The 25,575-nt window shown below is 46.4% G+C and carries 24 protein-coding genes; 16 read left to right on the top strand and 8 right to left on the bottom strand.

The window, feature by feature from the left end:
• Nucleotides 1-106: 106 nt before the first annotated feature.
• The 5 genes from K0I73_RS17870 to hslR all read right to left on the bottom strand — a co-directional run bounded on the left by K0I73_RS17870 (nucleotide 107) and on the right by hslR (nucleotide 6,653).
• Nucleotides 107-1,309: a dicarboxylate/amino acid:cation symporter gene (locus K0I73_RS17870; RefSeq protein WP_220064449.1), complete on the bottom strand. Its 1,203-nt coding sequence runs from the start codon at nucleotides 1,307-1,309 to the stop codon at nucleotides 107-109.
• Nucleotides 1,310-1,644: 335 nt separating this feature from the next.
• A complete protein-coding gene (locus K0I73_RS17865; RefSeq protein ID WP_220062366.1) occupies nucleotides 1,645-3,462 on the bottom strand; it encodes a hypothetical protein in 1,818 nt (605 codons plus the stop codon).
• 184 nt (nucleotides 3,463-3,646) lie between these two features.
• The gene (locus K0I73_RS17860; RefSeq protein WP_220062365.1) at nucleotides 3,647-5,188 is read right to left on the bottom strand and encodes a phosphoenolpyruvate carboxykinase; all 1,542 of its coding nucleotides are present in this window, start codon (nucleotides 5,186-5,188) and stop codon (nucleotides 3,647-3,649) included.
• Nucleotides 5,189-5,386: 198 nt separating this feature from the next.
• The gene (gene hslO, locus K0I73_RS17855) at nucleotides 5,387-6,247 is read right to left on the bottom strand and encodes an Hsp33 family molecular chaperone HslO (RefSeq protein ID WP_220062364.1); all 861 of its coding nucleotides are present in this window, start codon (nucleotides 6,245-6,247) and stop codon (nucleotides 5,387-5,389) included.
• A gap of 13 nt (nucleotides 6,248-6,260) precedes the next feature.
• The gene (gene hslR / locus K0I73_RS17850) at nucleotides 6,261-6,653 is read right to left on the bottom strand and encodes a ribosome-associated heat shock protein Hsp15 (protein ID WP_220062363.1); all 393 of its coding nucleotides are present in this window, start codon (nucleotides 6,651-6,653) and stop codon (nucleotides 6,261-6,263) included.
• A gap of 262 nt (nucleotides 6,654-6,915) precedes the next feature.
• Between hslR and gspC the strand changes: the two genes are divergently transcribed.
• The 12 genes from gspC (at nucleotide 6,916) to K0I73_RS17790 (ending at nucleotide 18,573) form a co-directional block, all read left to right on the top strand.
• Nucleotides 6,916-7,836, top strand: coding sequence for a type II secretion system protein GspC (gene gspC, locus K0I73_RS17845; RefSeq protein WP_220062362.1), 921 nt, complete (start codon nucleotides 6,916-6,918; stop codon nucleotides 7,834-7,836).
• Between the two features lie 25 nt (nucleotides 7,837-7,861).
• Nucleotides 7,862-9,991 carry a type II secretion system secretin GspD gene (gene gspD, locus K0I73_RS17840; RefSeq protein ID WP_220062361.1) on the top strand — a complete coding sequence of 710 codons (2,130 nt, stop codon included), beginning with the start codon at nucleotides 7,862-7,864 and terminating at the stop codon, nucleotides 9,989-9,991.
• The gene (gene gspE, locus K0I73_RS17835; protein ID WP_258405232.1) at nucleotides 9,984-11,555 is read left to right on the top strand and encodes a type II secretion system ATPase GspE; all 1,572 of its coding nucleotides are present in this window, start codon (nucleotides 9,984-9,986) and stop codon (nucleotides 11,553-11,555) included. Before gspD ends, gspE begins: the two co-directional genes overlap by 8 nt.
• A 3-nt stretch (nucleotides 11,556-11,558) precedes the next feature.
• Nucleotides 11,559-12,779, top strand: a complete 1,221-nt coding sequence (gene gspF / locus K0I73_RS17830; protein ID WP_220062360.1) for a type II secretion system inner membrane protein GspF — start codon at nucleotides 11,559-11,561, stop codon at nucleotides 12,777-12,779.
• A gap of 72 nt (nucleotides 12,780-12,851) precedes the next feature.
• Nucleotides 12,852-13,286, top strand: coding sequence for a type II secretion system major pseudopilin GspG (gene gspG / locus K0I73_RS17825; protein ID WP_220062359.1), 435 nt, complete (start codon nucleotides 12,852-12,854; stop codon nucleotides 13,284-13,286).
• 14 nt (nucleotides 13,287-13,300) lie between these two features.
• Complete coding sequence (gene gspH, locus K0I73_RS17820; RefSeq protein WP_220062358.1) at nucleotides 13,301-13,888, top strand: type II secretion system minor pseudopilin GspH; 588 nt, start codon at nucleotides 13,301-13,303, stop codon at nucleotides 13,886-13,888.
• 41 nt (nucleotides 13,889-13,929) lie between these two features.
• Nucleotides 13,930-14,301, top strand: coding sequence for a type II secretion system minor pseudopilin GspI (gene gspI, locus K0I73_RS17815; protein ID WP_350355275.1), 372 nt, complete (start codon nucleotides 13,930-13,932; stop codon nucleotides 14,299-14,301).
• Nucleotides 14,282-15,046, top strand: a complete 765-nt coding sequence (gene gspJ, locus K0I73_RS17810) for a type II secretion system minor pseudopilin GspJ (protein WP_220064447.1) — start codon at nucleotides 14,282-14,284, stop codon at nucleotides 15,044-15,046. Before gspI ends, gspJ begins: the two co-directional genes overlap by 20 nt.
• On the top strand, nucleotides 15,039-16,037 hold the full coding sequence (gspK, locus tag K0I73_RS17805; protein ID WP_220064446.1) for a type II secretion system minor pseudopilin GspK: 999 nt from the start codon (nucleotides 15,039-15,041) through the stop codon (nucleotides 16,035-16,037). Before gspJ ends, gspK begins: the two co-directional genes overlap by 8 nt.
• 85 nt (nucleotides 16,038-16,122) lie before the next feature.
• The gene (gene gspL / locus K0I73_RS17800) at nucleotides 16,123-17,313 is read left to right on the top strand and encodes a type II secretion system protein GspL (RefSeq protein ID WP_220062357.1); all 1,191 of its coding nucleotides are present in this window, start codon (nucleotides 16,123-16,125) and stop codon (nucleotides 17,311-17,313) included.
• Entirely contained in the window at nucleotides 17,314-17,790 is a 477-nt protein-coding gene (locus K0I73_RS17795) for a type II secretion system protein M (protein WP_220062356.1), read from the top strand. It begins immediately after the preceding gene.
• Between the two features lie 21 nt (nucleotides 17,791-17,811).
• Nucleotides 17,812-18,573: a type II secretion system protein N gene (locus K0I73_RS17790; RefSeq protein ID WP_220062355.1), complete on the top strand. Its 762-nt coding sequence runs from the start codon at nucleotides 17,812-17,814 to the stop codon at nucleotides 18,571-18,573.
• Nucleotides 18,574-18,629: 56 nt separating this feature from the next.
• Here the strand turns inward: K0I73_RS17790 and K0I73_RS17785 are convergent, their stop codons facing one another.
• Both K0I73_RS17785 and rsmD read right to left on the bottom strand, forming a co-directional pair.
• Entirely contained in the window at nucleotides 18,630-18,917 is a 288-nt protein-coding gene (locus tag K0I73_RS17785; RefSeq protein ID WP_220062354.1) for a DUF1145 domain-containing protein, read from the bottom strand.
• Between the two features lie 19 nt (nucleotides 18,918-18,936).
• Nucleotides 18,937-19,512: a 16S rRNA (guanine(966)-N(2))-methyltransferase RsmD gene (gene rsmD / locus K0I73_RS17780; protein WP_220062353.1), complete on the bottom strand. Its 576-nt coding sequence runs from the start codon at nucleotides 19,510-19,512 to the stop codon at nucleotides 18,937-18,939.
• 249 nt (nucleotides 19,513-19,761) lie between these two features.
• Between rsmD and ftsY the strand changes: the two genes are divergently transcribed.
• From ftsY to rpoH, 4 genes are all read left to right on the top strand, one after another.
• The gene (gene ftsY, locus K0I73_RS17775; RefSeq protein ID WP_220062352.1) at nucleotides 19,762-21,159 is read left to right on the top strand and encodes a signal recognition particle-docking protein FtsY; all 1,398 of its coding nucleotides are present in this window, start codon (nucleotides 19,762-19,764) and stop codon (nucleotides 21,157-21,159) included.
• A gap of 90 nt (nucleotides 21,160-21,249) precedes the next feature.
• A complete protein-coding gene (ftsE, locus tag K0I73_RS17770; protein WP_220062351.1) occupies nucleotides 21,250-21,933 on the top strand; it encodes a cell division ATP-binding protein FtsE in 684 nt (227 codons plus the stop codon).
• Between the two features lie 14 nt (nucleotides 21,934-21,947).
• Nucleotides 21,948-22,913, top strand: coding sequence for a permease-like cell division protein FtsX (gene ftsX / locus K0I73_RS17765; RefSeq protein WP_220062350.1), 966 nt, complete (start codon nucleotides 21,948-21,950; stop codon nucleotides 22,911-22,913).
• A 232-nt stretch (nucleotides 22,914-23,145) separates the two neighbouring features.
• Nucleotides 23,146-24,003 (top strand): RNA polymerase sigma factor RpoH, encoded by an 858-nt coding sequence (gene rpoH, locus K0I73_RS17760; RefSeq protein ID WP_220062349.1) that lies wholly within the window; start codon nucleotides 23,146-23,148, stop codon nucleotides 24,001-24,003.
• An 88-nt stretch (nucleotides 24,004-24,091) separates the two neighbouring features.
• Here the strand turns inward: rpoH and K0I73_RS17755 are convergent, their stop codons facing one another.
• Nucleotides 24,092-25,567, bottom strand: a complete 1,476-nt coding sequence (locus K0I73_RS17755) for an AMP-binding protein (RefSeq protein ID WP_220062348.1) — start codon at nucleotides 25,565-25,567, stop codon at nucleotides 24,092-24,094.
• Nucleotides 25,568-25,575: the final 8 nt, after the last annotated feature.

Below are 25,575 nucleotides of genomic sequence, written 5' to 3'. Positions count from 1 at the left end.
ATCTTTTAGATGGGGAGCTTAGATGGGGGCGTAGAAATTGGAGATTAAATCGTTAAAAAGCTTGATGAACTCGCGTTAACTGCAGTCCATCAAGCGCTTAAGGGCATTATTTTTCTTGGGTATATTTATCCATGATCAGTGCACAGGCGGCATCGCCAGTGATATTCAATGAAGTACGGATCATGTCGAACACTCTGTCTAAGGCAAATAACAACGGCAGGCCATCGATAGGGATTCCGGCGGCCATCAGTACGGCGACAACGAGAAAGGAGGGGCCGGGTACACCAGCTTGGCCTATGGCGCCTAAGGTCGCGGTAAAGATAATGGCAGCGTAGGCGGTGAGTGAAAGATCGATACCATACATCTGAGCAAAAAACATCGCCACTAGGCCGTAGTAGATTGCATTGCCACTCATATTAATCGTGGCACCGAGTGGTAGCACGAAAGAAGCGGTTGCCTTAGATACCTTGAGTTCCTCTTCGCAGGTTTCCATGTTGACGGGTAAGGTTGCCATGGATGATGCGGTGGATAGCGCCATGACCTGAGGCTTCTTCATCGCACTGATAAATTCTCTCGCACTGACGCGAGAAAAGAGTTGTACAAGGAGCGGAAAAAATAGGAAACCAAACAGTAAAATTGCAACGACAAATACAGCAAACAGTTTGAATACCACCTCAAGCGCATCGAAACCGAAGGTGCCGACAGAATCTGCCATCAGGCCGAATACACCGATTGGGGCGATGATCATCACACAGTTAATCATCCATACAAACGCATCGACTATGGTATTTAGGACGGCCAGAATCGGCTTGGCACCATCACCTTTGACTTTGGTTAGCGCGATCCCAAAAAAGATACTAAAAACGAGGATCTGTAAGATGTTGCCGCCCGTTAATGACTCGAACACATTTGTTGGGATCATGCCGATAAAGGTGTCCATGACTCCTGGTAGTGCACCATGTTCCTCGGTGACCGTCATTAAATTACTGCTACTGTGAGCGGTAAAATCGACGCCTTGGCCTGGTTGGAACAGATTGCCTAGCAGCAGCGCCAAGCCGACCGCGATACCTGAGGTGACAATGAAAAATCCAAAGGTGCCAATACCAATTTTTCCTGCTGAGGGACTATCACCTAGGCTCGCGGCTCCTGAGATAATAGAGACTAGCACGAGAGGGATCACTAGCATCTTGATTAAATGAATGAAAATGGTGCCCAGCGGAGCGAAAATGCTGGCATCTTCCCCCATGATGAAGCCGACAATGGCACCAATGATCATCGCAATGACCACCTGCACCCCGATATTACGCATAAGTTTATGGGTTTTGTTTGCCACAATGGCCTCTTCGTTATCGTATCTTTGATTGATCGATTATAGCGATTTAATTAAGGGCAGGAGGCTAGCATTACTACAAGGTTAGGTCTGTGAATCGTGACAAACCTTGATGATAAAATAGGGCTCTGAAGATTAAAGCAGGATTTAATTGAAGAAAGCTCATTTTTTTCGTGGAAAATATGGTGATCTTTTAAAAATATGACGATAAGGCGGACTATTAATGCGGATACTGCAATTGGTACTTAGTGCAAATTGCTTGAGGAGGCCGAAGCCTCCTCAACGCTGTTGTCATTTTATTATACTGATGGGGATTAGGGTTGGGTGGTCGCTACCAGAGATGATAGATGTTGATAGAAGCGCTGGTTAAAGCCATCTTCTTCGCCATCATAGGCAAGATTCAAGTAGTCATTTTCGGCACCGTATCGCATCGCCTCGTTGAGGGTGATTTCGATAATATCAGCGCCAACAATCAGATAATGATCTGGCAACACAAATTCGGCGAATTTAGCCGGAAGATCCACTTGTTTTATCTGGATCATCGACTGGCCGCTAGCGCTAGTCAGTAATGACCATTCATAGGTTTCCTTTTCACCCGTGATATCAATACTTACCCGTTTAGTATTTTCATCAATTTCAATGTCGTGTGGATAGAAACTTGGCCAAAAGAGTCTCGCCATATCTGTGGTGGTCAGTCGTAGGGGATCTTGATGCGCTGGCATTGGCCAAACATTAAAATCATCTTGAACTCGACACATGACATCTTCGGCCTGTTCAATGGTGTAGCGATAAATAACGGTGGGCCAGCTCAGCGTGCTTAGTTTTAACGCCGCAGGTGTGGTGCTGAGGATGGCCTGCCAGTCGCTACCATTACTTTGGTATTTCGTGAACTCAACGGTTACAGGTACGTTAGTGCCGCGATAAACCGTTTGTAGGTTGTTATTAACAAACTTCGTTGCATGAGGTTGATAGCCTTGATCGTCTCTATCTGGGTTGATCCATTTGCCCATATCGGTATTCCAGCACTCTTCGATTTGAGCTGTACCGTCATCCGTATCAATAACTTGTCCCCATACCTTGCCATCGTTTATTGATCCAGTGAAAGACAGCGCAGGATCCCCGTAGTCTAGTGTAAAAGAGTTATTGACTTTTGCTGGGGCCAAGTTGAACTTACTGGGTTGCTGCTCGTCTTCTAGGAAATTGGTAGTGACCACCTGCCAGTCATCTGCTGACATGATTTTTTGATCTATGGGGGCTTCAATATAGCCTTGGGCTAATAAGGTGTTGTTAACTAGGAAGCGTATGTCCATGGGATCGCTGTCTAGATATGTTTGGGTTTCCATGCCGCTGTCTTTAATTAATTGTTTGAGCCGTTCTTTGCTCATCGACATTACATCATCGACCGCTAAATAATCGGTAAGCTGATTGCCGATAAGTGCGTCAATATATTGATGTAATTTATAGGTATCTTGAAAATCAACATCGACAGACTGGGTTGCAGAGAGTTGATAGGTGTTGGCTTCGCCTCTGTCATAAATGGTATGTAAAAGGGCGGCAAGAATAAGTCGTTCGGCGGCGATATCAAGAGGTGTTTCACCGGCTTGTCGCATGCGTGTAGTACGTTGAAACTCAATGTTGGTTAAGCTATTAATGGCCCCGTTGTGCTCCTGTAGTGCCATTAACTTAGCTTCACCACTATCAGAGATTACAGGGCTATTAGCGTCCACGCCCTGTTGTGTTAGCTCTGGCTTAATGGCTGCTTTTAGGGGCGAGGGCTTGCTTAAACTTTGGGATGTTTGAATCCATGTGGCAATTAGATCATAAGTGGGTTGCTCTTGGTCGCTTTCCCAATCAATTTGATAAAGCCCATCATTGTTGGTCGTTGAACTGGGCTCGGATTCATCACATTGTCCATTTTGATCTAAATCGACACAGACATCGGCACCAGCTACCGCACCTGTATGAACAACATTGCCCGTGATTTGATGATTAAAGCTACTTGGTGGTGTGCCGCCATCGGGTGGCGTGCCTCCGTCAGGCGGGAGATCTGTACCGTCATCAGAGTTGGATCCGCCGCAGGCCGAGAGCAAGCTAGTAGTGAGTAAAATTGATGTTAGAAGCTTTAGACGCATATTTGTGTCCTTACAAATATTAAAGGTAAAAGGATTAGCAGGCTAACCCAATACGACTGAGGGTCTATTATCTATAGCTATGATTAAATTACCATTACCCGTTCGGGTAGGTTGGGTGTAAGTCTTAAGTTGCAGATAAAAAATGGCTCCTTAACGGAGCCATTTGAGTGCTGTTGCGACTCGATTATGCTTTAGGACCAGCCTGTTTAATTGCATCAGAAACATCGTATTTAACGAAGTTAGCGGCAAACTCTTCTGCTAGCTGCTGGGCGTACTTATCGTATTCAGCCTTGTCAGCCCAAGTGTTCACAGGGTTTAATAGTTGGCTATCTACACCAGAGATCGCAACGGGGACGTCTAGGTTAAGTTTATCGATATGTACAGTTTCCACATCTTTCAGTTCACCACTGACAATGGCATCGACGATGGCGCGAGTGGTTGGAATATCGAAACGCTTGCCAACGCCATGAGGGCCACCAGTCCAGCCAGTATTTACTAGGTAAACTTGGCTGCCAAATGACTCAATGCGCTTAATCAACAGCTCCGCATATACTCCGGCAGGGCGAGGGAAGAAAGGCGCCCCGAAACAGGTCGAAAAGGTCGACTGAATCGCTGAGGTTGAGCCCATCTCTGTTGAGCCCACTTTAGCCGTGTAGCCTGAGAGGAAGTGATAAGCAGCCTGCTCTTTGCTTAGCTTAGAAACTGGCGGTAGTACGCCTGAAACGTCACAAGTTAAGAACACGACGGCATTAGGCTCTGCGCCACGATTTTCCTCTTTACGCTGAGCGATATGCTCAAGCGGATAGGCTGCACGGCTATTTTCTGTTAATTCGGTATTGCTGTAATCAGGTACGCGGTGCTCATCCATAGTGACGTTTTCTAGCACAGTGCCGAAACGGATAGCATCCCAAATGACAGGCTCATTTTTTTGACTTAGGTCGATACACTTGGCGTAGCAACCACCTTCGATGTTAAATACGCCGCCCGGTGCCCAACCGTGCTCATCATCACCGATGAGAAAGCGCTTAGGATCGGCTGAAAGGGTTGTCTTGCCTGTACCCGACAGGCCGAAGAATAGCGTGGTGTCACCTTCTGTGCCGACGTTAGCCGAGCAATGCATAGGCAGTACGCCTTTAGCTGGTAATAGGAAGTTTTGCACTGAGAACATCGACTTCTTCATTTCGCCTGCATACTTGAGTCCAGCAAGTAGCACTTTGCGATCGGCGAAGTTGATGATAACGGTTGCGTCTGCATTGGTGCCATCACGCTCAGGATCACATATAAATCCTGGTGCATTCATGATCTGCCATACTGGTTTGTTGGCGGCATTAAAGTGCTCTGGGACGATAAATAGATTACGAGCAAACAGCTGATGCCAAGCTGTTTCGGTGGTCACTTGAATAGGTTGGTAATGCTCAGGGTCGGCACCCACTTCAAGGTCAGATACAAAGGTTTCTTTGTCTAGTAGATAAGTTTCTACGCGATCCCATAGGGCATTAAAGGCTTCCATCTCGAAAGATTTATTAACAGAGCCCCAATCGATCTCATTTTCAGAGCTGGCTTCTTTAACGATAAAACGGTCGTTAGGTGAACGTCCTGTGCGTTCTCCTGTTTTTGCCACTAGTGCACCATTCGCTGTTAGCTCTCCTTCGCCACGAGCAAGTGCAAACTCAATAAGTTGTGCCGTTGAGGGGTTTTTATGAGTTTGCTTCGATCCATCAGCCATCTGTAAGGTCTCCATCATTTTTAGTAGGTTTTGGGCGCCGGTCTGTGCCAGCTTGTTATTATTTTTTCTGCGTGATAGGCGCAGAATCGTGATTGTAACTTAAGCGCTATTGAATGTGTGAGGAAGATCGTGAAATTGCTGAAAAAAAGAGGGCGCTCACGAGCGCCCTCTTTTGGTTTTTGATCTGGGGCTTGTTGTTTACTGTTTTGTATCAGGTGTTTGGGCATTGTTAAACAGAGCTTCAACATCGATAGAGTCGAAACTATAGCTACTGTTGCAGTACTCACAGCCCATCTCTATTTTTCCTTGCTCGGCTAAAATGGAAGCGAGCTCTTCTTTCGATACAGTGCGAAGCGCCTGACCACTGCGTTCACGAGAACAGGTACATGAGAAGCTCACCTCGATAGGGTCGAATAGACGAACCTCTTCTTGGTGATACAGACGATGTAATACGTCCGTGGCATCTAACTCAAATAGCTCTTCTGCTTTAATGGTGCTGGTTAGCTGCTCAAGATGTTCGAACTCTTCATTGTGCTCGCTCTCCCCTGGTAGAACCTGAAGCAGCATGCCTGCGGCTTGTTTGCCGTTGGCAAATAAACGAATCGTGGTCGGTAACTGTTCTGATTGGGCAAAATATTGCTCCAAGCATTCGGCTAAGGTCGGCTTGTCTAGGGCGACGACACCTTGGTAACGTTCACCGTTTGTTGGTGTTAGGGTAATGACCATATGGCCTTGCCCCATCAGCTTTGCGATATCGGCATCGTTATCAATATCGCCATCCCAGCGAGCAACGCCACGCAGTTGTTGAAGGTTGTTGCCATTAATAACGGCTAAGGAAACAGGGCCACTACCTTGTACTTGAACACTAATATCACCGTCGAATTTTAACGTTGCGGTGAGCAATGAGGTGGCCGCCATTAGCTCACCCAGTAGCTTTTGGATCGCTACTGGATAAGTATGTGCTGACAGGATTTCTTGGTAACTTTGTTCAAGTTGCACGATTTGACCGCGTACATCAGCGTTATCAAATAGGTAGCGATTTAATATATCTTTGCTCATTTCAATCTCACAGTTAGCTTTCTTTAAAGCGTATTAGTTGGCGACGCTGCTTTTTATCTGGCTTAGTATCTGGTGCCGGATTATTGAGTACATTTAGGCGTCTCGCTTCGGCATAGGTTTCTCTTTTTGCTATGCTTTCGGGCGTTTCTTCATATAAGGCTTGTGCGATCACCGCTTTTTGGCGTTGTTCGGATAATTTTTTTATGACGACCTCTTTTTCGTCATATCCCTGTCTTACTCTAATCACGGCATCAACTTCCGCAACTTTGCTCGATTTAGCGCGCTGGCCATTGTAGTGTACTTTGCCGCCGTTAATCATCTCTTTGGCTATGGCACGTGTCTTATAAAACCGTGCAGCCCATAACCATTTGTCGAGCCTAACTGAAATCTGTTGATCAGATGCCATGGTTATCGTATCTCCATAGGTGTATAAAGATGGGCGAGTTCACAAGCTGGACAATAAGTCCGATGCTGATCGGAGCGATAAGATGATATAGCGACCCACTTCACACCCTTTTCAGGCGCGTAAAGTTAGCATAATTAGTCTTCGTAGGCCAATTTAGCAGCTGTTATGGGCTTGTTGCCGATAGCAGTGTAGGTTAGCATGAGTCACAAGTTCCTAAATTATCATAATCAGAATAGAGACCTGTATAGAGGGTCCACATAATATGGATATATTAGATAAAGCAATTTCTATCGCCAAAGGCATACCACATAAGCCTTTGAGTAGCGCTACTTTTGGAGTGGGACTCGTTGTCGCCATCTATTTGTTAGCTCAGATCACATGGAAGTTGGTTCCTGTCTCTGAGACTCCTAGGGCATGGCAACCTGTTCCTACTAGTAATGGTAACTCCTCTTCAGTCGTAAATCTGACCACCTTGAAGAATTTGTCACTTTTTGGCAAAGCGGATCCCAATGGTAACCAACCTAAAGTTGCCCCAGTCGAAGAGAAGATCACCGACGCACCAAAGACCTCACTATCGATTCAGTTAACTGGCGTTGTTGCTTCAACGTCGGAACAACATGGTTTAGCGGTTATCGAATCCAGTGGCAGCCAAAATACTTATAGCTTAGGCGACAAGATAAAGGGTACCTCTGCATCGCTTAAAGAGGTGTATGCAGATAGGATTATTATCTCTAACAGCGGTCGCTATGAAACCTTGATGCTAGATGGTCTCAAATATAATACGGAAAGTGAGGCGAATAGGCAGCTGCAAGAGGCCAAGCGCTCCCGTGACGTTCGTCAAGTTGACCAGAGAGGCAACCAAGCCGTTGCCGAAGAGTTAGAGAGCTCTCGTGACGAGATACTCGCCGATCCCAGTAAGATCACCGATTATCTCGCTATTTCACCGGTTAACAGTAACGGTGAGCTGCAGGGGTATCGTTTGAATCCTGGAAAAGACAGAGAATTATTTCAACAAGCTGGCTTTAAAGCCAACGATTTAGCAAAATCAATCAACGGCTATGATCTGACTGAAATGAGCCAAGCATTGGAAGTGATGGCGCAGTTGCCGGAATTGACCGAGATCTCTTTGATGGTAGAAAGAGAGGGTCAGCTGGTCGAGATCATGTTTAGTTTGCCGCAATAAAAAAGGGTTTAGGGGAAGTCATTAAATGAACAATAAGAAAATTCGCCGCAATCTTATCGCGAGCGTTGTTATGGGGGCCTCATTATTAGCGCCTTCGCTTGCATGGTCAGAACAATATGCGGCCAATTTCAAGGGCACAGACATTCAAGAGTTTATCAATATTGTTGGTAAAAATTTGAATCGAACCATCATCGTCGACCCAACTGTGCGCGGTAAGATTAACGTGCGTAGCTACGACCTTCTTAGTGATGAGCAATATTATCAGTTTTTCCTCAACGTACTGCAGGTATATGGTTATGCAGTAGTGGAGATGGACAATAACATCATTAAAGTCATTAAAGACAAGGACGCCAAAACTTCGGCAATTCGAGTCGCCGATGATAATAAGCCTGGTTTGGGCGATGAGATGGTAACCCGTATTGTGGCCCTCTATAACACAGAGGCTAAGCAGTTAGCGCCACTACTTCGTCAGTTAAATGATAATGCCGGTGGCGGTAACGTCGTTAACTATGATCCATCTAATGTCTTGATGATCTCGGGCCGCGCTGCCGTGGTTAACAAGCTGGTTGAGATTGTGCGTCGCGTCGACAAGCAGGGGGATACCGAAGTGCAAGTGGTGCCACTTGAATTTGCCTCGGCTGGCGAAATGGTGCGAATTATCGACACCCTTTATCGCTCAACGGCAAATCAGTCGCAACTTCCTGGGCAGGCGCCTAAAGTGGTCGCCGATGAACGAACTAATGCCGTGCTTGTGAGTGGCGATGAAAAGAGTCGCCAACGTGTAGTTAGCTTGATTAAGAAGCTCGACGCCGAACAGGCTACCACAGGAAACACTAAAGTACGCTATCTTCGTTACGCTAAAGCTGAAGAATTAGTCGAAGTGCTGACAGGGTTTGCCGAGAAGCTCGCTAGCGATCAAGATGGTGGCGCTCAAGCGCAGGGCGGCCGCAGTAAGCGCCGTAATGATATCAATATCATGGCCCATGCCGACACTAATGCGCTGGTCATTAGTGCAGAACCCGATCAGATGCGCACCATCGAAAGTGTGATTAGTCAGCTGGATATTCGCCGCGCTCAGGTGCTTGTTGAGGCTATTATTGTCGAAGTGGCCGAAGGTGATGATGTTGGTTTTGGCATTCAGTGGGCAACCAAGTCGGGTGGCGGTACTCAGTTTAATAATTTAGGCCCAACCATAGGTGAGATTGGTGCAGGTATCTGGCAGGCTCAAGGTGAAGACGGTGATACTGTCACGACTATTGATGGGAATGGTAATCCTGTTACTACAACTAACCCAGATAAGCGAGGCGATATAACGCTACTAGCTCAAGCTTTGGGTAAAGTGAACGGTATGGCGTGGGGCGTGGCTATGGGGGACTTTGGTGCGCTTATTCAAGCGGTATCGAGTGACACAAAATCAAACGTACTGGCAACACCTTCTATTACTACTCTAGATAACCAAGAAGCGTCATTCATTGTCGGTGATGAAGTGCCGATTCTAACTGGCAGCCAGAACTCAAGTAACGGTAACAGTAATCCATTCCAAACGGTTGAACGTAAAGAGGTGGGTGTAAAGCTTAAGGTCGTGCCGCAAATTAACGAAGGAAGTACAGTCAAATTGACCATTGAGCAGGAAGTCTCTGGCATCAATGGTAAGACAGGTGTCGATGTGACTTTTGCAACTCGTCGTTTAACCACGACTGTGATGGCCGATTCGGGTCAAATTGTGGTGCTAGGTGGCTTAATTAACGAAGAAGTACAAGAGAGCGTACAGAAGGTGCCTTTCCTTGGTGATATTCCTATTATCGGTCACCTCTTTAAATCTTCTTCCAGTGGTAAGAAGAAGAAAAACCTGATGGTATTTATTAAGCCAACCATTATCCGTGACGGCATCACCATGGAAGGCATTGCAGGTCGTAAGTACAACTACTTCCGTGCATTACAGCTTGAGCAGCAAGAGCGTGGCGTTAACCTGATGCCAAATACCGATGTGCCAGTGCTTGAAGAGTGGAATCAGGAAGAGTATCTGCCACCAGAGGTGAATGACGTGCTGCAACGTTATAAAGACCGTAAAGGGTTAGAGACGCAAATGCGTGAAACCGATCCCGCTCTTAAACAAATTAATGAAAACAAACAGCAAGATGCTACCGATGAGTGATCTGCAAGCCGCTCAAAGTGATGAACTTGCCCAGGTATCGAGTGAACTTGGGCTGGTCTCAGAGGCCGAATCGGATGAAGTTTTTCACTCAAACAGCCGCGAGCGTCTGCCATTTGCGTTTGCGCATCGCTTTCAACTGGTTTTAGATAAAGGCGAAGATGAAAAGCTGATCCTTTATCATACTCAGACAACGCCGCTTGAGGCGATGCTTGAGGTTAGGCGTTATACCGGCCAGGAGTTGGCACTAGCGGTGCTTGAAGCCAATGTATTTGAGGCTAAGTTGACTCAGGTTTATCAGGCTAACTCTTCTGAAGCGCAGCAGCTGATGGAAGATATAGGTAATGAGATGGACCTCTTTACCCTTGCAGAAGAGTTGCCACAAACTGAAGATCTGCTCGAAGGTGATGATGATGCCCCGATCATTAAGTTGATCAATGCTTTGTTATCTGAAGCGATTAAAGAGGAAGCTTCCGATATTCATATCGAGACCTATGAGAAGCAATTGGTGGTGCGTTTCCGCGTCGATGGTGTGCTCAAAGAGGTGCTCAAGCCAAATCGCAAACTATCGTCGTTATTGGTGTCGCGTATTAAGGTCATGGCGCGTTTAGATATTGCAGAGAAGCGTGTCCCGCAAGATGGTCGTATCTCGCTGCGTATTGCGGGTCGTGCGGTCGACGTGCGTGTATCGACCATGCCATCAAGTCATGGTGAACGTGTCGTTATGCGTCTACTGGACAAGAACGCTGGCAATCTCGACTTAAAACAGCTTGGTATGACAGATGCGATTCGTCATCAATTTGATGAATTGCTGCGTAAGCCTCACGGTATCATTTTGGTGACCGGTCCAACAGGTTCGGGTAAGAGTACCACCTTGTATGCGGGCCTTACCGAAATTAACTCAATCGATACCAATATCTTAACCGTCGAAGATCCTATTGAATATGAATTGGCCGGTATTGGTCAGACTCAAGTTAATACTAAGGTGGATATGACCTTTGCTCGAGGTCTACGAGCCATATTACGTCAAGATCCCGATGTGGTGATGATCGGTGAGATCCGTGATTTAGAAACGGCTCAAATCGCAGTTCAAGCCTCGCTCACGGGCCACATGGTGATCTCAACACTGCATACCAATACCGCATCGGGCGCGATCACCCGTTTGCAAGATATGGGTGTAGAACCTTTCTTAGTTTCATCGAGTCTATTGGGTGTGTTAGCTCAACGACTGATCCGTACCTTGTGTCCTAAGTGTAAGACTGAGCATGTGCCCGATCAGCGTGAGCGCGAACTACTTGGTATCTCTGCTGACGATCCTCGTACCATATTCCGCGCCAATGGATGTGCCGCTTGTGGCCACAATGGCTATCGTGGTCGTACCGGTATTCACGAACTCTTGCTGGTAGATGACAATATTCGTGAGCTTATCCATACCGGCCGCGGAGAGTTAGCCATCGAAAAGCATATCCGTAAATCGGTTCCTAGCATTCGCCATGATGGTATGAGTAAGGTGCTCGGTGGGGTGACAACCCTTGAAGAAGTGCTGCGCGTCACTCGCGAGGAGTAATCGATGCCAGCATATGAGTACAAGGCGCTTGATGCCAAAGGAAAACAGCAAAAGGGTGTCGTTGAAGCCGATACGGCGCGTCATGCCCGTGGACAGCTGCGTGAACAGCGCTTAATGCCTCTTGAAATCACTGCGGTTGTCGAGAAAGAGTCGAAAACCAAGAGCGGTGGTTTTAGTTTTAAGCGTGGCATTTCGGTTGCCGAATTGGCATTGATCACTCGTCAGATAGCTACCTTAGTCGCGGCAGGTTTGCCGATAGAAGAGGCGCTAAAGGCGGTTGGCCAGCAATGTGAAAAGGATCGTCTTGCCAGCATGGTGATGGCGGTGCGCTCACGGGTGGTAGAAGGTTACAGCCTTGCCGATTCAATGGCTGAGTTCCCCCATATTTTTGATGATCTTTACCGCGCTATGGTGGCGTCGGGTGAAAAGTCGGGTCACTTAGAAGTGGTGCTTAACCGTCTCGCCGATTATACCGAACGTCGTCAGCAGCTTAAAAGCAAGATGACCCAAGCGATGATCTATCCTATCGTGCTTACTGTTGTGGCGATTAGCGTTATCGCGATATTGCTCGCTGCTGTAGTGCCACAAGTGGTCGGTCAATTTGAGCATATGGGGCAAGAATTGCCGTGGACGACTCAGCTATTGATCGCTTCATCTGACTTTATTCGAGATTATGGTTTGCTGGTGTTGGTGGCGATTGTTGTCATCATTGCCGGCGCTAAGCAGTTACTTCGAAACGCCGCCAATCGGATGCGTTTCGATACCGCATTGTTAAAGATGCCGGTGATTGGTCGTGTCAGCAAAGGGCTTAACACCGCCCGTTTTGCGCGTACATTAAGCATCTTAACCGCCAGTTCAGTACCTTTGCTCGATGCGATGCGCATTGCCAGCGAAGTGTTAATGAACGTGCGGGTAAGGGCCGCTGTCGAAGAGGCAACGGCGAGGGTGCGAGAAGGCACGAGTTTAGGTGCGGCATTAGCTAACACTAAACTTTTTCCACCTATGATGCTCTATATGATCACCTCGGGTGAAAAAAGTGGCCAGCTAGAGCAGATGCTTGAGCGCGCCGCAGACAACCAAGACCGCGAGTTCGAGTCAAATGTTAATATCGCTCTTGGGGTATTTGAGCCTTTGCTGGTGGTGAGTATGGCAGCGGTAGTCTTGTTTATCGTATTGGCGATACTACAACCAATTTTAGAACTTAATAACATGATTAGTGGATGATGCAATAGGCATCAACATTGCAGTAGCGTACTAACTTTTTACGGTTAGGCACTTTTTATAGAGGATGTATTAATGCAAGCAAGAAACAAGCAAAAAGGTTTTACCCTATTAGAAGTTATGGTGGTTATCGTTATTTTAGGGATCCTTGCTTCTATGGTTGTACCTAACTTAATGGGCAACAAAGACAAGGCCGATGTACAGAAGGCGGTATCTGATATTGTGGCCTTAGAAAACGCGATGGACATGTATCGCTTAGACAACAGTATTTACCCAACGACAGAGCAGGGACTAGAAGCGTTGGTGCAAAAGCCGACTATCTCTCCTGAGCCGCGTAACTACCGTGAGGACGGCTATGTGAAGCGTCTACCTCAAGATCCTTGGAGAAACAATTACTTGCTTCTAAGCCCTGGTGAGCAAGGTAAGATTGATATCTTCAGTGCTGGCCCTGATGGCCAAGCTGGCACCGAAGATGATATCGGTAGCTGGAACCTTCAAGATTTTCAGTAAGTAGAGCCTAGTTGATGAGAGTGTCACGCCAGACCGGGTTTACCCTGATGGAAGTGTTGTTAGTCGTACTGATCATGGGATTGGCAGCTTCGGCTGTCACTTTTACCACTGGTGGTGCCGACAAACAACAGGCACTCGAGCGCGTTGCAAGGCAATTTATGGCGTCCACCGAGTTAGTGCTCGATGAAACTGTGCTTAGCGGCTACTTCATCGGTATTGTGATCGAAAAAGACGGCTATAAGTTCGTGGTTTATGACGAAGGTAAGTGGAAACCTCTGCAGCAAGATAGATTGCTCGCAGAGAGGGAGATGGAGTACGGGGTGCAGATGTATCTAGTACTCGACGGATTGCCTCTGTCACAAGATGATGAAGAGCAAGATTCATGGTTCGATGAGCCGCTTATAGAACCATCGGCTGAAGATAAGAAAAAGTTTCCTGAGCCTCAGGTCATGCTGTTCCCAAGTGGTGAGATGAGTTCGTTTGAGCTGACCTTTGTGAGTAAAGATGAACTGGGTAACGAGATTGAAGCCTTAGTTGTGGGTGATGCGTTAGGTCGACTGACTCTGGGGCGAGAGGATGAATTCAATGAATTATCTCGTTAATCTTGCTCAAGGCAAAGGGCGATTAGGTTGGGGGCTTAATTGTGAATCCTAACCAGCGGGGTATGACCTTGTTAGAGGTTATTGTTGCCTTGGCGGTGTTTGCAATAGCCGCGGTTTCGATCACCAAGAGTCTTGGTGAGCAAATGGCAAACATGCCGATCTTAGAGGAGCGTACCCTGGCACAGTGGGTCGCAAGTAATCAGATGGTCGATGCCAGATTAGAGGGTAAGTTCCCAGAATTAGGCAAGAAAGAGGGACGCGTCGAGTTGGCCGACAAAGAGTGGTTTTGGCGTAAGGAAGTCGTAAAAACCACAGATGATAGTTTTCGTATGATACGTATTAGTGTCAGTGATGATGAGCGATACAAGCGCATTATTACTCAAGTCAGCAGTTATGTGTTTAAAGATGAGTAGGTCTGCTAAGGGTTTTACCCTGTTGGAAATGCTAGTTGCCATTGCCATCTTTGCCATGCTTGGATTGGCAGCTAATTCTGTGCTGCATACGGTAATGAAAAACGATGTCGCAACAGAGGAGTTTGCCACCAAACTCAAATCGTTGCAGCAGGGCTTTGGCGCATTAGAGCGCGATTTTGGCCAGATGGTGGCCCGGACGCCAAGAATGCTCGAAGGTGGTCGTGGCAGTACTGTACTGCAAACGGGTTCAGATCTATTTGATTCTGAATCTGAAGCCATTGTTTTTTATCGTATTGGCTGGTTAAACCCTGATGGGATATTGCCCCGCGGTAGCGTGCAGTCGGTAGCCTATGTTGTTCAACAGAATAATTTGGAGCGCTGGTATTTTCCTTATCCAGAGCCAGAGTTTGGCGCGGAGCCGATAAAGACCATAGTGATTAGAAATGTGTTGTCAGTTGAGTATTCCTTCTTCGTCGATGATAAGTGGCAGCGCAAAGTTGAAGCGACAACACTGCCCCAAGGGATCGCGATGGAAGTTGAGGTCGAAGGCTTAGGTAAGATCCAACGTAAGTTTCTGTTGCCGCTAGGCGCAATCGCCACAAAAAGTAGCGAAGAAGACAACGGCAAGGATTCTGATGGGAATAACTCAGGCGACAATAACTCCGGTGACGACAACGGCGGTAATAATACTGGCGGCAATAACGACGAAGATGATAATGGTAGGAAGATAGATGAGAATGACTAATCTTCCTCATAAACAGCGCGGTGTCGCGTTGATTGTTGTTTTGCTGATCGTGGCGATGATCGCGATTATTGCTACCAATATTAATAGTCGTAATCAGATTTCAGTGCGCCGCACCATCAATTTGGCGCAGTATGATCAAGCCTATTGGTATGCGCTCTCTGCAGAAGAGCTAGCCAAGAAAGTGCTGAAGCAAGATTTAGAAGATGCTGATGAGGGCAAGATCCACAGACAACAGTATTGGGCGCAAGCCGATGTGGTGTTTCCAGCAGAGCTTGGTGAGATAGGTGGCAGGATTAGCGATATGCAAGCCTGTTTCAATCTCAATGCCTTGTCGATGGAGACCAAAGAGGTTGAAAACGGTCAACCTAAGATGTCACTGCCAGCGCTGCAATTTAAAGGATTATTAGTGGCCTTGGGTATGGATGATTTTTCCGCCGAAAGACTGGCTCATACCTTAAAAGATTATGTCGATGAAGATACGATTGCGAGTCCATTTGGCGCTGAAGATGCCGACTATGAGTCGAGAACCGTGCCATATCGGGCGGCAAATACCTTGATGAGTCATCGCAGTGAACTGCGAGCTGTGCTTGGATTTAGCCAAGATATCTACCTTAAGTTGGCTCCCTATGTATGTGCCATACCGGGTAATGATCGACAGGTATTGAACGTTAACACCATAGAGGTCGACCACGCCGCATTGTTAGCGGGCATGTTTGATAACAAAATTAGTGTTGGTGAAGCGGAAAGCATTATTAATCAGCGTCCTGGGGATGGTTATGACACCATTGAGGATTTCTGGGCTAATGGTTCAATTTCTGGGCTGCGAACTGAAAAAAACTTAGCGTCGAGTTTTAGCCTGAAGAGTCAGTATTTTTTATTAGAAGCTGGCGCTAAAGTGGATAGTGCAACCTTTCGTTTAGAGAGCGTGCTGCGAGTTGCAGGTAAGAACAAGTTAGAAGTATTGACGCGTCAATATGGCGGGCAGAAATAACCACCTTTGTCGCTCGTGAGCGGCAGGTTAAGTAGAATAAACGAGTCAATAAAGCGGGACTTTATCAGGCTTGTGGAGAAATACATTGAGTGAACGATTATTTATCCGTTTAGGAAAAAGCATAGAGCAAAACTGCTCATGGCTTGTTTGGTCTGAGCAGGAGCAAGAGATCATCGCGTCGGGCGAATTGGCTGATGCGAGTGCTTTGTCGACTCTGGCAGAGCGTGCGGGTAACCGTCCGGTCGATATCTTGGTGCCTGCGTCAGCGATCACCTTAACGTCGGTTCAGCTGCCTGAAAAGGGGCAGCGTCAAGCGTTGAAGGCCTTGCCTTTTATGCTCGAAGAGAATTTGGCTGAGAATGTCGACGCACTGCATTTCGTTACAGGTCCTCGAGAAGGTGAGTCGTTGAGCGTGGCCGTTGTTGCTCATGAACAGATGCAAAACTGGTTATCTTGGTTAAGCGATGCAGGCATCAAAGCAAGGCAAATTGTCCCCGACTGTTTAGCCTTGCCTCTGCAAGAGTGCCAGTGGGCGGCGATGAAATTTGGTCAAGATTATCTGCTCCGTACGGGCAGTGGATCAGGCGTGTGCCTTGACGCGAATTGGTTTGAAGCCGCTTTACCAAGATTATCGAAGCAAAACCTAAATGGGCCTATTACACTGGCCAGTTACAGTGAGCTGGATATTGAAGGCGTGGAGCAACAACAGCAGCCATTAGATCTGCCTATGTTAGTGTTAGCCAAAGGTATTTTGAACGCGCCACTTAACCTATTGTCTGGTGTTTACACACCTAAGCGCGAGTACGGTAAGCACCTAATGTTGTGGCGCAATAGTGCCATAGTGATCGCCGTTGCCTTAGTGTTAGCCCTAGTCAATAAAGGGTTAAATATCTATGAGATGAATGCAGAGCGTGCACAACTACAGGTACAAAGCGAGCAGATATTTAAACAGGTTGTGGGAAGTTCTCGCGTGGTAAATGTTCGCTCTCAAATGGAGAGTAAGCTGCGCAGTTTGCAAGGTTCTGGTGGCGGCACCGCCTTCTTCACTATGCTAGATGAACTTGCTGCCGCTTTTACTAAGGTGCCTGATTTAAAGCCGACAAGCTTGCGTTTTGATAGTGGTCGCAATGAGTTACGCATGCAAATAACCGCCAAGAGCTACGCTCAAATAGAACAGTTTAAAGAGATAATCACCAAACAGTTTGTGGTCGATTCAGGTGCTATGAATAGTGGCGAAGATGAAGTGACCAGCACCTTAACCCTGAGGAGCAAGTAAGTGGAGAATATTAAGACTTGGTGGAATGGGTTAATTTTACGTGAGCAGCAACTTGTTGGTGCTTGTGCGGTAGTGCTTGTGATGGGGATTTTCTATTGGGGAGTCTGGACACCGATAAGTGATGCCGAGAACGATGCACAGAGATCCTTAACGGCACAGAAGAGCACCTTAAGTTATGTGAAACAAACGGCGAATAAAATTGCTGGTCTTAAACAGTCAGGTGGTCAAAAAGGGTTTTCTGGCAGTTTGAGTGCCGCGGTGACTCAGAGTGCAAAAAGCTACGGTCTAGAGATCACTCGGATGCAGCCACAAGGCAACAAAATTCAAGTATGGATGGATGAGGTGCCTTTCGATTCTCTTTTAGGTTATTTGAGTGATCTTGTGCAGCAGAAGGGGCTATCGTTGGATAATATCGATCTGGCTCAATCGGATACACCAGGTCTTGTTAAAGTCCGTCGTATACAGTTGTCGCAGTAATATGCGTTTAAAGGTGTAGTTGTGAGTTTAGTTAAAAAAATTATTATTGGTGTCGCCGTTTACTTGGTTTTCCTTATCGCGCTATTTCCTGCAAGCGTCGCGGTTAAATTGGCTCCCTTACCAAACAATATTGCGATCAGCGGTGTCTCTGGCACTATCTGGTCTGGTAATGCAGATTTGGTCACAGTACAGAAGCGTCAATTGGAGTTGATTCAGTGGCAGCTTAGTCCTTGGGGGTTGTTTCTAGGCAAGGCGAATCTCGACTTGGTTATTGGTAACAGAGCCAGCGCAGTTAATGGTAAAGGTTTTGTGTCTCTATCCGCATCGGGTATTAATGCCAAAGAGCTTAGATTCGATGCGCCAAGTAGCTTCTTAATTGGCAATACTCGTCTTCCTTTTCGAGCCGAGGTTGAAGGTAACTTTAGCCTTATTGTGCAGCAGCTAGATCAAGGTCAGCCTTGGTGTGAGCAGCTAAATGGCAAGTTGTTTGCCCAGCATTTGCAAGTGAACAATCAGTTTGGTCAATATCCGCTAGGTGATGTAGGTGTAGGGCTGAGCTGTGTCGATGGCAACATTAAGATTGCAACCGATGAAACCATGAATCAACTCGGTTTAACAGGTAATGCAGTAGTTAAGGCTGATAACTTGTTGCAGGTAACGGCTAAGATAAAAGAAACCGATGCACAGCCCAATGACCTAAAACAAGCACTGACTTTTCTGGGTAAAAAAGATAGCCAAGGTTTCTACCCCATTAGTTATCAAGGGCGACTTCCCGGTCTATAGTTCAGGTTTTACCTAATAAAAAAGCACCTTGAGGTGCTTTTTTATTAGACTAATATTTAACGGCTATCTATTCGTTGCGCTAACAATATGCGTTGGCGATACTCTAATAAGCTAAATACACCAAAGAGTAGTACGGCTAAATAATGCAACTTCTCTATGGCCATTAGTGATTTAAATAGCGCGTGAAATATCAGCACCTGAACACAGTGCATCACCAAGGTTATCGCTAGTAGTATGGTTAATAGTGTGCCTATATTGCCGTCAATGGGGGCAAATAAGTTGTAGAGCATGACGCCCCATGCAAACAAGGTGATGGCTTTACCGGCTAGGATCATCATTTTCATCTTAAATCTTTCCTGTGTATCAAGGCTGATATTGGTATAGACGATAAATAACTTGGCCGGCCTTTTTCTCTTTTAGCTGTACCCAATCGGCAGGAACGGCGAGTTGAGCTAATTCACTTTCGGTCTCTACATAGATCTGGGCATTATCGTTTAACCAGTTGTTTTCACTAAGTAGAGTGATACTTTGCTCTGCAAGATTTTTGCGAAAAGGCGGATCGATAAACACAATATCGAATCCATCATCTGGAGCCTGTGCAAGTAACGATAAGCTGTTGCCATGGATCACGTCGGCCGTGTTACATTTTAGGGTGACGAGATTTTGTTGTAGTTGCTTAGCGGCACTGGCTTGCAGTTCGAATACCTTGGCGTATTTCGCATATCGAGAAAGGGCTTCAAGCGCTAAGGCACCACTGCCGCCAAAACAATCTAACACTCTCGCGCCGACAAGATCGCCAGAAAGCCAGTTAAATAGCGTTTCTCTGACTCTGTCTGTCGTTGGGCGTAGGCCTTCGAGATCGTGAATGGGTAAGCGTCTAGAGCGCCATTGTCCTGCAATAATTCTTACTTGTCCGCTAGCGGGGCGATTCTTAGCCATCTTACACCTGTTGATTGTTTGCTAAATTCAGCGTTAATTTCGCCTCACCTGAGAAAGTGATAGACTGTTGCGCTAAATTGAAGTCGCTATTTTAACTCAAAGCATCCAAAAATGGTGAAAAGAGGCTGGCATTAACGAAAAAATGCCGTGCTTTTCTGCATATTTGGACTCGCTATCTGGTTATAATGACGGGCACAAATTGACTTCATACCGAATTTTAAATCAGTTAGCTGAGTACTGGTATTACACATGGCAAAGAAAGGTTTTTTTTCCTGGTTCCGTAAAGACAAATCGAAAGAGGAAGTCGCGGCCCCAGAAGTAGAAGTAACATCTGAAGTAGAACAAATAGAGCAATCGGAAGCTGAACGTATCGAAGCTGAACGTATTGCAACCGAGCAGGCTGAGCAAGAACGTGTTAGTGCGCTTAAGGCGGCAGAAGAGGCGCGTTTGGCATTAGAGCAAGCGGAAGCTGCCCGTATCGAAGCTGAACGTATTGCAACCGAGCAGGAACGTGTTAATGCACTTAAGGCGGCAGAAGAGGCGCGTTTGGCATCAGAGAAAGCGGAAGTCGAGCGTGTAGCTGCCGAACTAGCTGAGCAAGTTGTCGTTATCGAAGCTGCTGAGGATGCCGTAGAAGTACAGCCAGAAACTCAAGCAGAAGTTCAGGCAGAAACTCAATCTGAGAAGCAGCCCGAACCTCAACAGAAGCCGAGTAAAGAGGGCTTCTTTGCCCGTCTTAAACGTGGCCTAAAGCGTACTAGTGAGAATATTGGTAGTGGTTTTGTTGGTCTGTTTAAGGGTAAGAAGATCGATGAAGATCTGTTTGAAGAACTCGAAGAGCAGCTATTGATCGCCGATGTGGGCGTTGAAACGACCACGCGTTTAATCAAAAGTCTGACAGAGCAGGCGAGTCGCAAGCAGCTTAAAGATGGAGAAGCATTGTACGACCTGATGCGCGAAGAGATGCAAAAGACGTTAGATCCGGTGAGCATTCCCTTAGTGCCTGAAAATGTCGATGGTCCTTTCGTTATTTTGATGGTGGGTGTCAATGGTGTCGGTAAAACCACCACCATAGGTAAATTAGCAAAACAGTATCAAAAACAGGGTAAGTCTGTCATGTTAGCAGCAGGTGATACCTTCCGCGCCGCGGCGGTAGAGCAGCTGCAAGTATGGGGGCAACGTAATGATATTCCTGTTGTTGCACAGCATACTGGTGCCGATAGTGCTTCGGTGTTGTTTGATGCGTTGCAAGCGGCTCGTGCTCGTAAAATTGATGTGTTGATCGCCGATACCGCTGGCCGATTGCAGAATAAAGCGCATTTGATGGATGAGCTTAAAAAAGTTGTTCGAGTAATGAAGAAGCTCGATGAGTCTGCGCCTCACGAGGTAATGTTGACCTTGGATGCGAGCACTGGACAGAATGCAATTAGTCAGGCTCAGCTATTTAAAGAAGCGGTCGGTGTAACAGGGATCACCATCAGTAAGTTAGATGGCACAGCAAAAGGCGGTGTCATTTTCGCAATTGCTGATAAGTTTGGTATTCCTATTCGTCATATTGGTGTTGGTGAGCAGATAGATGATCTACGACCATTCGATGCCAAAGATTTTGTCGATGCATTATTTAGTCAAGAAGGTGAAGAGCAATAATTTTCTTGTAAGTGCAACCCTCCATTTGGAGGGTTTTTGCTGGCGCACTTTCTCTAGGCAGACCTTTGCAATAACTAAGATTGGGCATTTATGATTCGATTTGAGCAAGTGAGTAAAATTTATTCTGGTGGACAGAAGGCGCTCAGCGATGTCAGTTTTCACCTGCAGCGTGGAGAGATGGCATTTTTAACTGGCCACTCTGGCGCAGGTAAGAGTACCTTACTCAAGTTAATTACTGTGATTGAACGCGCGAATGCTGGACGTGTTTCAATTAACGGTCATGACATTGCTAATATTCGCCCTAAAGATGTGCCCTATCTTCGCCGTGATATCGGCATGATTTTCCAAAATCATCACCTGCTGATGGATCGTAGTGTATTTGACAATATCGCCTTACCTCTTGTTATCGAAGGTTTTGCACTCCATGAGATAAAAAAGCGTGTTCTGGCCGCACTCGATATGGTGGGGCTGTATGGCAAAGAGCGCCATTATCCCATCATGTTATCCGGCGGTGAGCAGCAGCGAGTGGGCATTGCTCGTGCTATTGTCAACAAGCCCCCACTGTTGTTAGCCGATGAACCTACTGGTAACTTAGATCCCAAATTGTCCATGGATATATTGCGCCTGTTTGAGACCTTTAACGATTCGGGCACGACAGTACTTATCGCGACTCATGATCTTGGGTTAATCGCGCGAATGAAATATCGTACCTTGACCTTGAAGCAAGGTCGAATACTCGGTGGTGAAGAGCTTTCAGCTTCACCCAACTTGTAATTGAGGAGCTAAAGATGAGTCAGAAACCTCAATTAGTTCGCAGTAAACTTCCTTTTACTGGGCGCATAGTGATGTTCTTCATCCGTCATATTCAGCATGCAATGGGCAGCATGGGGGAGTTATGGCGCAATCCTATCTCATCACTGATGACAATGGCGGTATTGGGCGTGAGTCTTAGTCTGCCGGCTGCATTACAAGTATTGGTTAAGAATGCTGAAACCATCACTCAATCATGGAATAGTGCGGCTGAGATATCCCTGTTTATTAATGAGGGGAGAAGCGAACGTACGATACAGAGCTTGATCACCCGTATTAGCGCTTATTCAGAGGTGAGTGCGGTAAATTATATCAATCGTGATCAGGCATTGGATGAGTTTCAACGTCTGTCTGGATTTGGTGAGGCGATTGCCTATTTAGATGAAAACCCATTACCTGCGGTGATCACCGTTACGCCAGGACTGAAATATGCGAGTCCAAATGGGGCCAGAGAGCTGTTAAAGAAGCTGGAGCTAGAGCCGGAAGTAAGTTTCGGTCGACTGGATATTGAGTGGCTAGAACGTTTGCAGGCCGTGGTGCGATTGTTGGAACGTACCGTGTTGGCTATTGCGGTATTGTTGGTCTTGGCGGTCGTACTCGTGATTGGTAACACCATTCGATTGGCTATCATGAATCGACGCACCGAAATTGAGGTGATGAAATTAGTTGGAGCCACCGAAAGCTTTATCCAACGTCCCTTTCTTTATACTGGGATCTGGTTTGGAGTGATTGGTGGTATCTTAGCTTGGCTCATTATCAATGTGCTGGTGTGGTATCTTGATGGCGCGCTTGCCGATCTATTAGGCCTCTATGGTAGTCGCTTGGAGATGCAGTCATTAACGGTCGTTGAGTTAGGTCAATTAGTGTTGCTTGCCTCGTTTTTAGGTTGGTTAGGCTCCTATCTATCTGTGCGTCAACACTTGCGCGCTATAGAGCCGTCATGATCTCGCAATCATCCCCTTTATGAACTATTGTTCACTTGAAATGTCCATAGTTTTGGGTGAAATTGGCATCTGCCTGACCTAGAATATTGACATAGACTGTCAGATCGTTGATAGTTCATCAGCTTAGCCTTGTGTAAAACGACTTCTTTAAAGCGTTGCAAGGCGTATCGGCTTTCTAAGCTGTTGGCATTTAGAGTTTTAAATTTTTGAAAGACAAGAAGTAGGAGCGTTAATGACAAGTCAAACGCAATCAATGGCACTAGTTGTCCCTCAAAGCAGCGGTAGCTTAGAGGCTTATATTCATTCTGCGCACAACATTAGTATGTTGGAGCCTCAGGAAGAGTATGAGCTAGCGAAGCGTTTGCAAGAGACTGGTGACCTTCAGGCTGCGAAGCAGTTGATTATGTCTCATCTTCGTTTCGTTGTTCATGTCGCTAAAGGTTATTCTGGCTATGGCCTGCCACAGGCAGATCTTATCCAAGAGGGTAACATTGGTTTGATGAAGGCGGTAAAACGTTTTGATCCAGATGTGGGTGTCCGTCTTGTCTCTTTTGCTGTTCATTGGATAAAAGCTGAAATCCATGAATATGTGCTGAAAAACTGGCGTATCGTTAAAGTGGCAACCACTAAGGCGCAGCGCAAGTTGTTCTTCAATCTACGCAAAGCTAAGAAACGTCTTGGCTGGTTTAGTGATGAAGAGGTGACTATGGTTGCCGAAAACCTGGGCGTCTCTAAAGCCGATGTGACCGAAATGGAATCACGTATGGCGGCGCAAGATCCCGCATTCGATCTTGCAAGTGATAACGATGATGATCAAGATTATTCACCTGTGCACTACCTTGAAGATCACTCTTCAGATCTGGCGTCTCAGGTAGAAAATGATAATTTCGAATCAGATAACCAAACGCGACTGTTAGCAGCCATCAAGACCCTTGATGAGCGTAGTCAACATATTTTACAAGCGCGTTGGTTGAATGATGAGAAGACGACATTGCAAGAGCTTGCCGCAACCTATCAAGTCTCTGCTGAACGTATCAGGCAGCTAGAAAAGAACGCCATGAATAAGCTCAAAGGGCGCATGGAAGTTTAAGCTGCTACTCAATAAAAAAACCTGCGAATAAGCAGGTTTTTTTATGCCCAAAATTCAATGGATTGTTAAAGTTGCTTAGCTATAACGCTTATACTGATTGGTATAATACTGCCGCGATAAGCTGTTTGCGAGAAACCTTAAGGCTAGCGATTTCGATATTGGGCCACGCAAAATACTGTCTTGGGCGTTTAAAACTGGCAACATATTGGCGTACAAAATCATCAAGGTCGCTGGTTTCGCTAACGCAGCCTTTGATAATCGCCGCGGGAAGGAAGCCAAATTCGCTGTCTGGTATTGGAAAGACAATCGCATCGGTGATTTTTGGATGGCGCTTAAGGGCGGCTTCAATCTCTTCTGGCTGCACATTTTCGCCGCCACAGACAAACATATTGTCGGCGCGGCCAATAATAACTAGATCTCCCTCTTCATCCCAATAACCTAAATCTTGCGTGTTAAACCAGCCTTCATTGTCTAGTGGTCGCCAAAGCCTTTTTCCGCCTTGTTGTATATCTTGGTGGATCTCTGGTTCTAATACTTGAGGCTTGTTTTGTGATCTTTTGGGTGGGTTGTTGGGTGCCAGGTAGCCCATAAACAGGGTTTTACCTTTGACATAAATTTGCTGCTCAATAATCTTTAATTCGCGTCCAGCTAACAACTTACCACTGCTGCCTTTACTGGTGGCCAATCCGGTGGTGATTTGAGAGCTCATCTCGGTCATTCCGTAGCTAGTATAAGCGTTTATTCCTAGCGGTTTGAGCTTATCCAGAAGCGATGACCCAATAGCGCCTCCGCCAAGGAGCAGCGCCTTAATGCCTATGAGTGCATTTTTGTCTTGTTCCAGCAACCTAATCAGCTGGGTAGCAACTAAAGAGAGATGGGTCAGAGTGAGCTGTTGTAGTTGTTCACCTAGCGACAGTTCGGCTGCGGGAAGAGTTATAGCCGCTTGATCGAGCGCGCAGCGATTGATAATCGCGAGCCCACCTATATGGAACAGCGGGAGTGACAGTAGCCAGTTGTCGCCTTGATTAATCGCAATGAGTTCGCTTGAGCCTTTGGCACTGAAGATATGGTTGGCTAAGCAATGCACTGCGGCTTTAGGTTGGCCGCTGCTGCCTGAGGTCAAAATGATGTTGGCTGGCTGTGAGCTATCTATGGTCTCTGGGGTGGCGTTAATTAGGGGGGTTATAAAATCTATCTCTAGAGATGATTCAGGCAAAAGATGCTGAAATTGTTGCGGCGCCCAGAACCTATCAAACTGATAACATTGACTTAACTCGCTAATTTGTATTTTGGGGAACCGTGGTGACAAAGGGCAGAAGATGATACTCGCATCGATACATGCCCAATACAGAATGACCATCTCTTTTGAATTATTGTCGATACAGGCTAAACGATCTCCAGCTTTAAGCCCTGCTTGTTTAAGTTGAGTGGCAACCGATGAGACTATATTACTCAGCTGACAATAACTTAGGCTGTGGTATGCCCTATTTTGCCAAAAATAGATGGCCGTTTGTTTTGGCGCTACCACCGCAGAGTGATGCACAGGTGAGATAAGTAAGGCCACCAATAACT

This window comes from Shewanella mesophila (assembly GCF_019457515.1).
Lineage (GTDB): Bacteria > Pseudomonadota > Gammaproteobacteria > Enterobacterales > Shewanellaceae > Shewanella > Shewanella mesophila.
Note: the sequence above shows the minus strand (reverse complement) of the source record. Positions and strands in the feature narration are given on the sequence as shown.

What these genes read in the sequence shown, in the direction of transcription:
- gspE (WP_258405232.1), top strand. Translation starts at nt 9,984, where the DNA reads ATGAGTGATCTGCAAGCCGCTCAAAGTGATGAACTTGCCCAGGTATCG.
- K0I73_RS17860 (WP_220062365.1), bottom strand. Translation starts at nt 5,188, where the DNA reads ATGGCTGATGGATCGAAGCAAACTCATAAAAACCCCTCAACGGCACAA.
- hslO (WP_220062364.1), bottom strand. Translation starts at nt 6,247, where the DNA reads ATGAGCAAAGATATATTAAATCGCTACCTATTTGATAACGCTGATGTA.
- gspK (WP_220064446.1), top strand. Translation starts at nt 15,039, where the DNA reads ATGACTAATCTTCCTCATAAACAGCGCGGTGTCGCGTTGATTGTTGTT.
- gspF (WP_220062360.1), top strand. Translation starts at nt 11,559, where the DNA reads ATGCCAGCATATGAGTACAAGGCGCTTGATGCCAAAGGAAAACAGCAA.
- gspH (WP_220062358.1), top strand. Translation starts at nt 13,301, where the DNA reads ATGAGAGTGTCACGCCAGACCGGGTTTACCCTGATGGAAGTGTTGTTA.
- gspJ (WP_220064447.1), top strand. Translation starts at nt 14,282, where the DNA reads ATGTGTTTAAAGATGAGTAGGTCTGCTAAGGGTTTTACCCTGTTGGAA.
- gspG (WP_220062359.1), top strand. Translation starts at nt 12,852, where the DNA reads ATGCAAGCAAGAAACAAGCAAAAAGGTTTTACCCTATTAGAAGTTATG.
- K0I73_RS17785 (WP_220062354.1), bottom strand. Translation starts at nt 18,917, where the DNA reads ATGAAAATGATGATCCTAGCCGGTAAAGCCATCACCTTGTTTGCATGG.
- gspC (WP_220062362.1), top strand. Translation starts at nt 6,916, where the DNA reads ATGGATATATTAGATAAAGCAATTTCTATCGCCAAAGGCATACCACAT.
- hslR (WP_220062363.1), bottom strand. Translation starts at nt 6,653, where the DNA reads ATGGCATCTGATCAACAGATTTCAGTTAGGCTCGACAAATGGTTATGG.
- ftsE (WP_220062351.1), top strand. Translation starts at nt 21,250, where the DNA reads ATGATTCGATTTGAGCAAGTGAGTAAAATTTATTCTGGTGGACAGAAG.
- gspD (WP_220062361.1), top strand. Translation starts at nt 7,862, where the DNA reads ATGAACAATAAGAAAATTCGCCGCAATCTTATCGCGAGCGTTGTTATG.
- K0I73_RS17870 (WP_220064449.1), bottom strand. Translation starts at nt 1,309, where the DNA reads ATGCGTAATATCGGGGTGCAGGTGGTCATTGCGATGATCATTGGTGCC.
- ftsX (WP_220062350.1), top strand. Translation starts at nt 21,948, where the DNA reads ATGAGTCAGAAACCTCAATTAGTTCGCAGTAAACTTCCTTTTACTGGG.
- K0I73_RS17865 (WP_220062366.1), bottom strand. Translation starts at nt 3,462, where the DNA reads ATGCGTCTAAAGCTTCTAACATCAATTTTACTCACTACTAGCTTGCTC.
- rpoH (WP_220062349.1), top strand. Translation starts at nt 23,146, where the DNA reads ATGACAAGTCAAACGCAATCAATGGCACTAGTTGTCCCTCAAAGCAGC.
- ftsY (WP_220062352.1), top strand. Translation starts at nt 19,762, where the DNA reads ATGGCAAAGAAAGGTTTTTTTTCCTGGTTCCGTAAAGACAAATCGAAA.
- rsmD (WP_220062353.1), bottom strand. Translation starts at nt 19,512, where the DNA reads ATGGCTAAGAATCGCCCCGCTAGCGGACAAGTAAGAATTATTGCAGGA.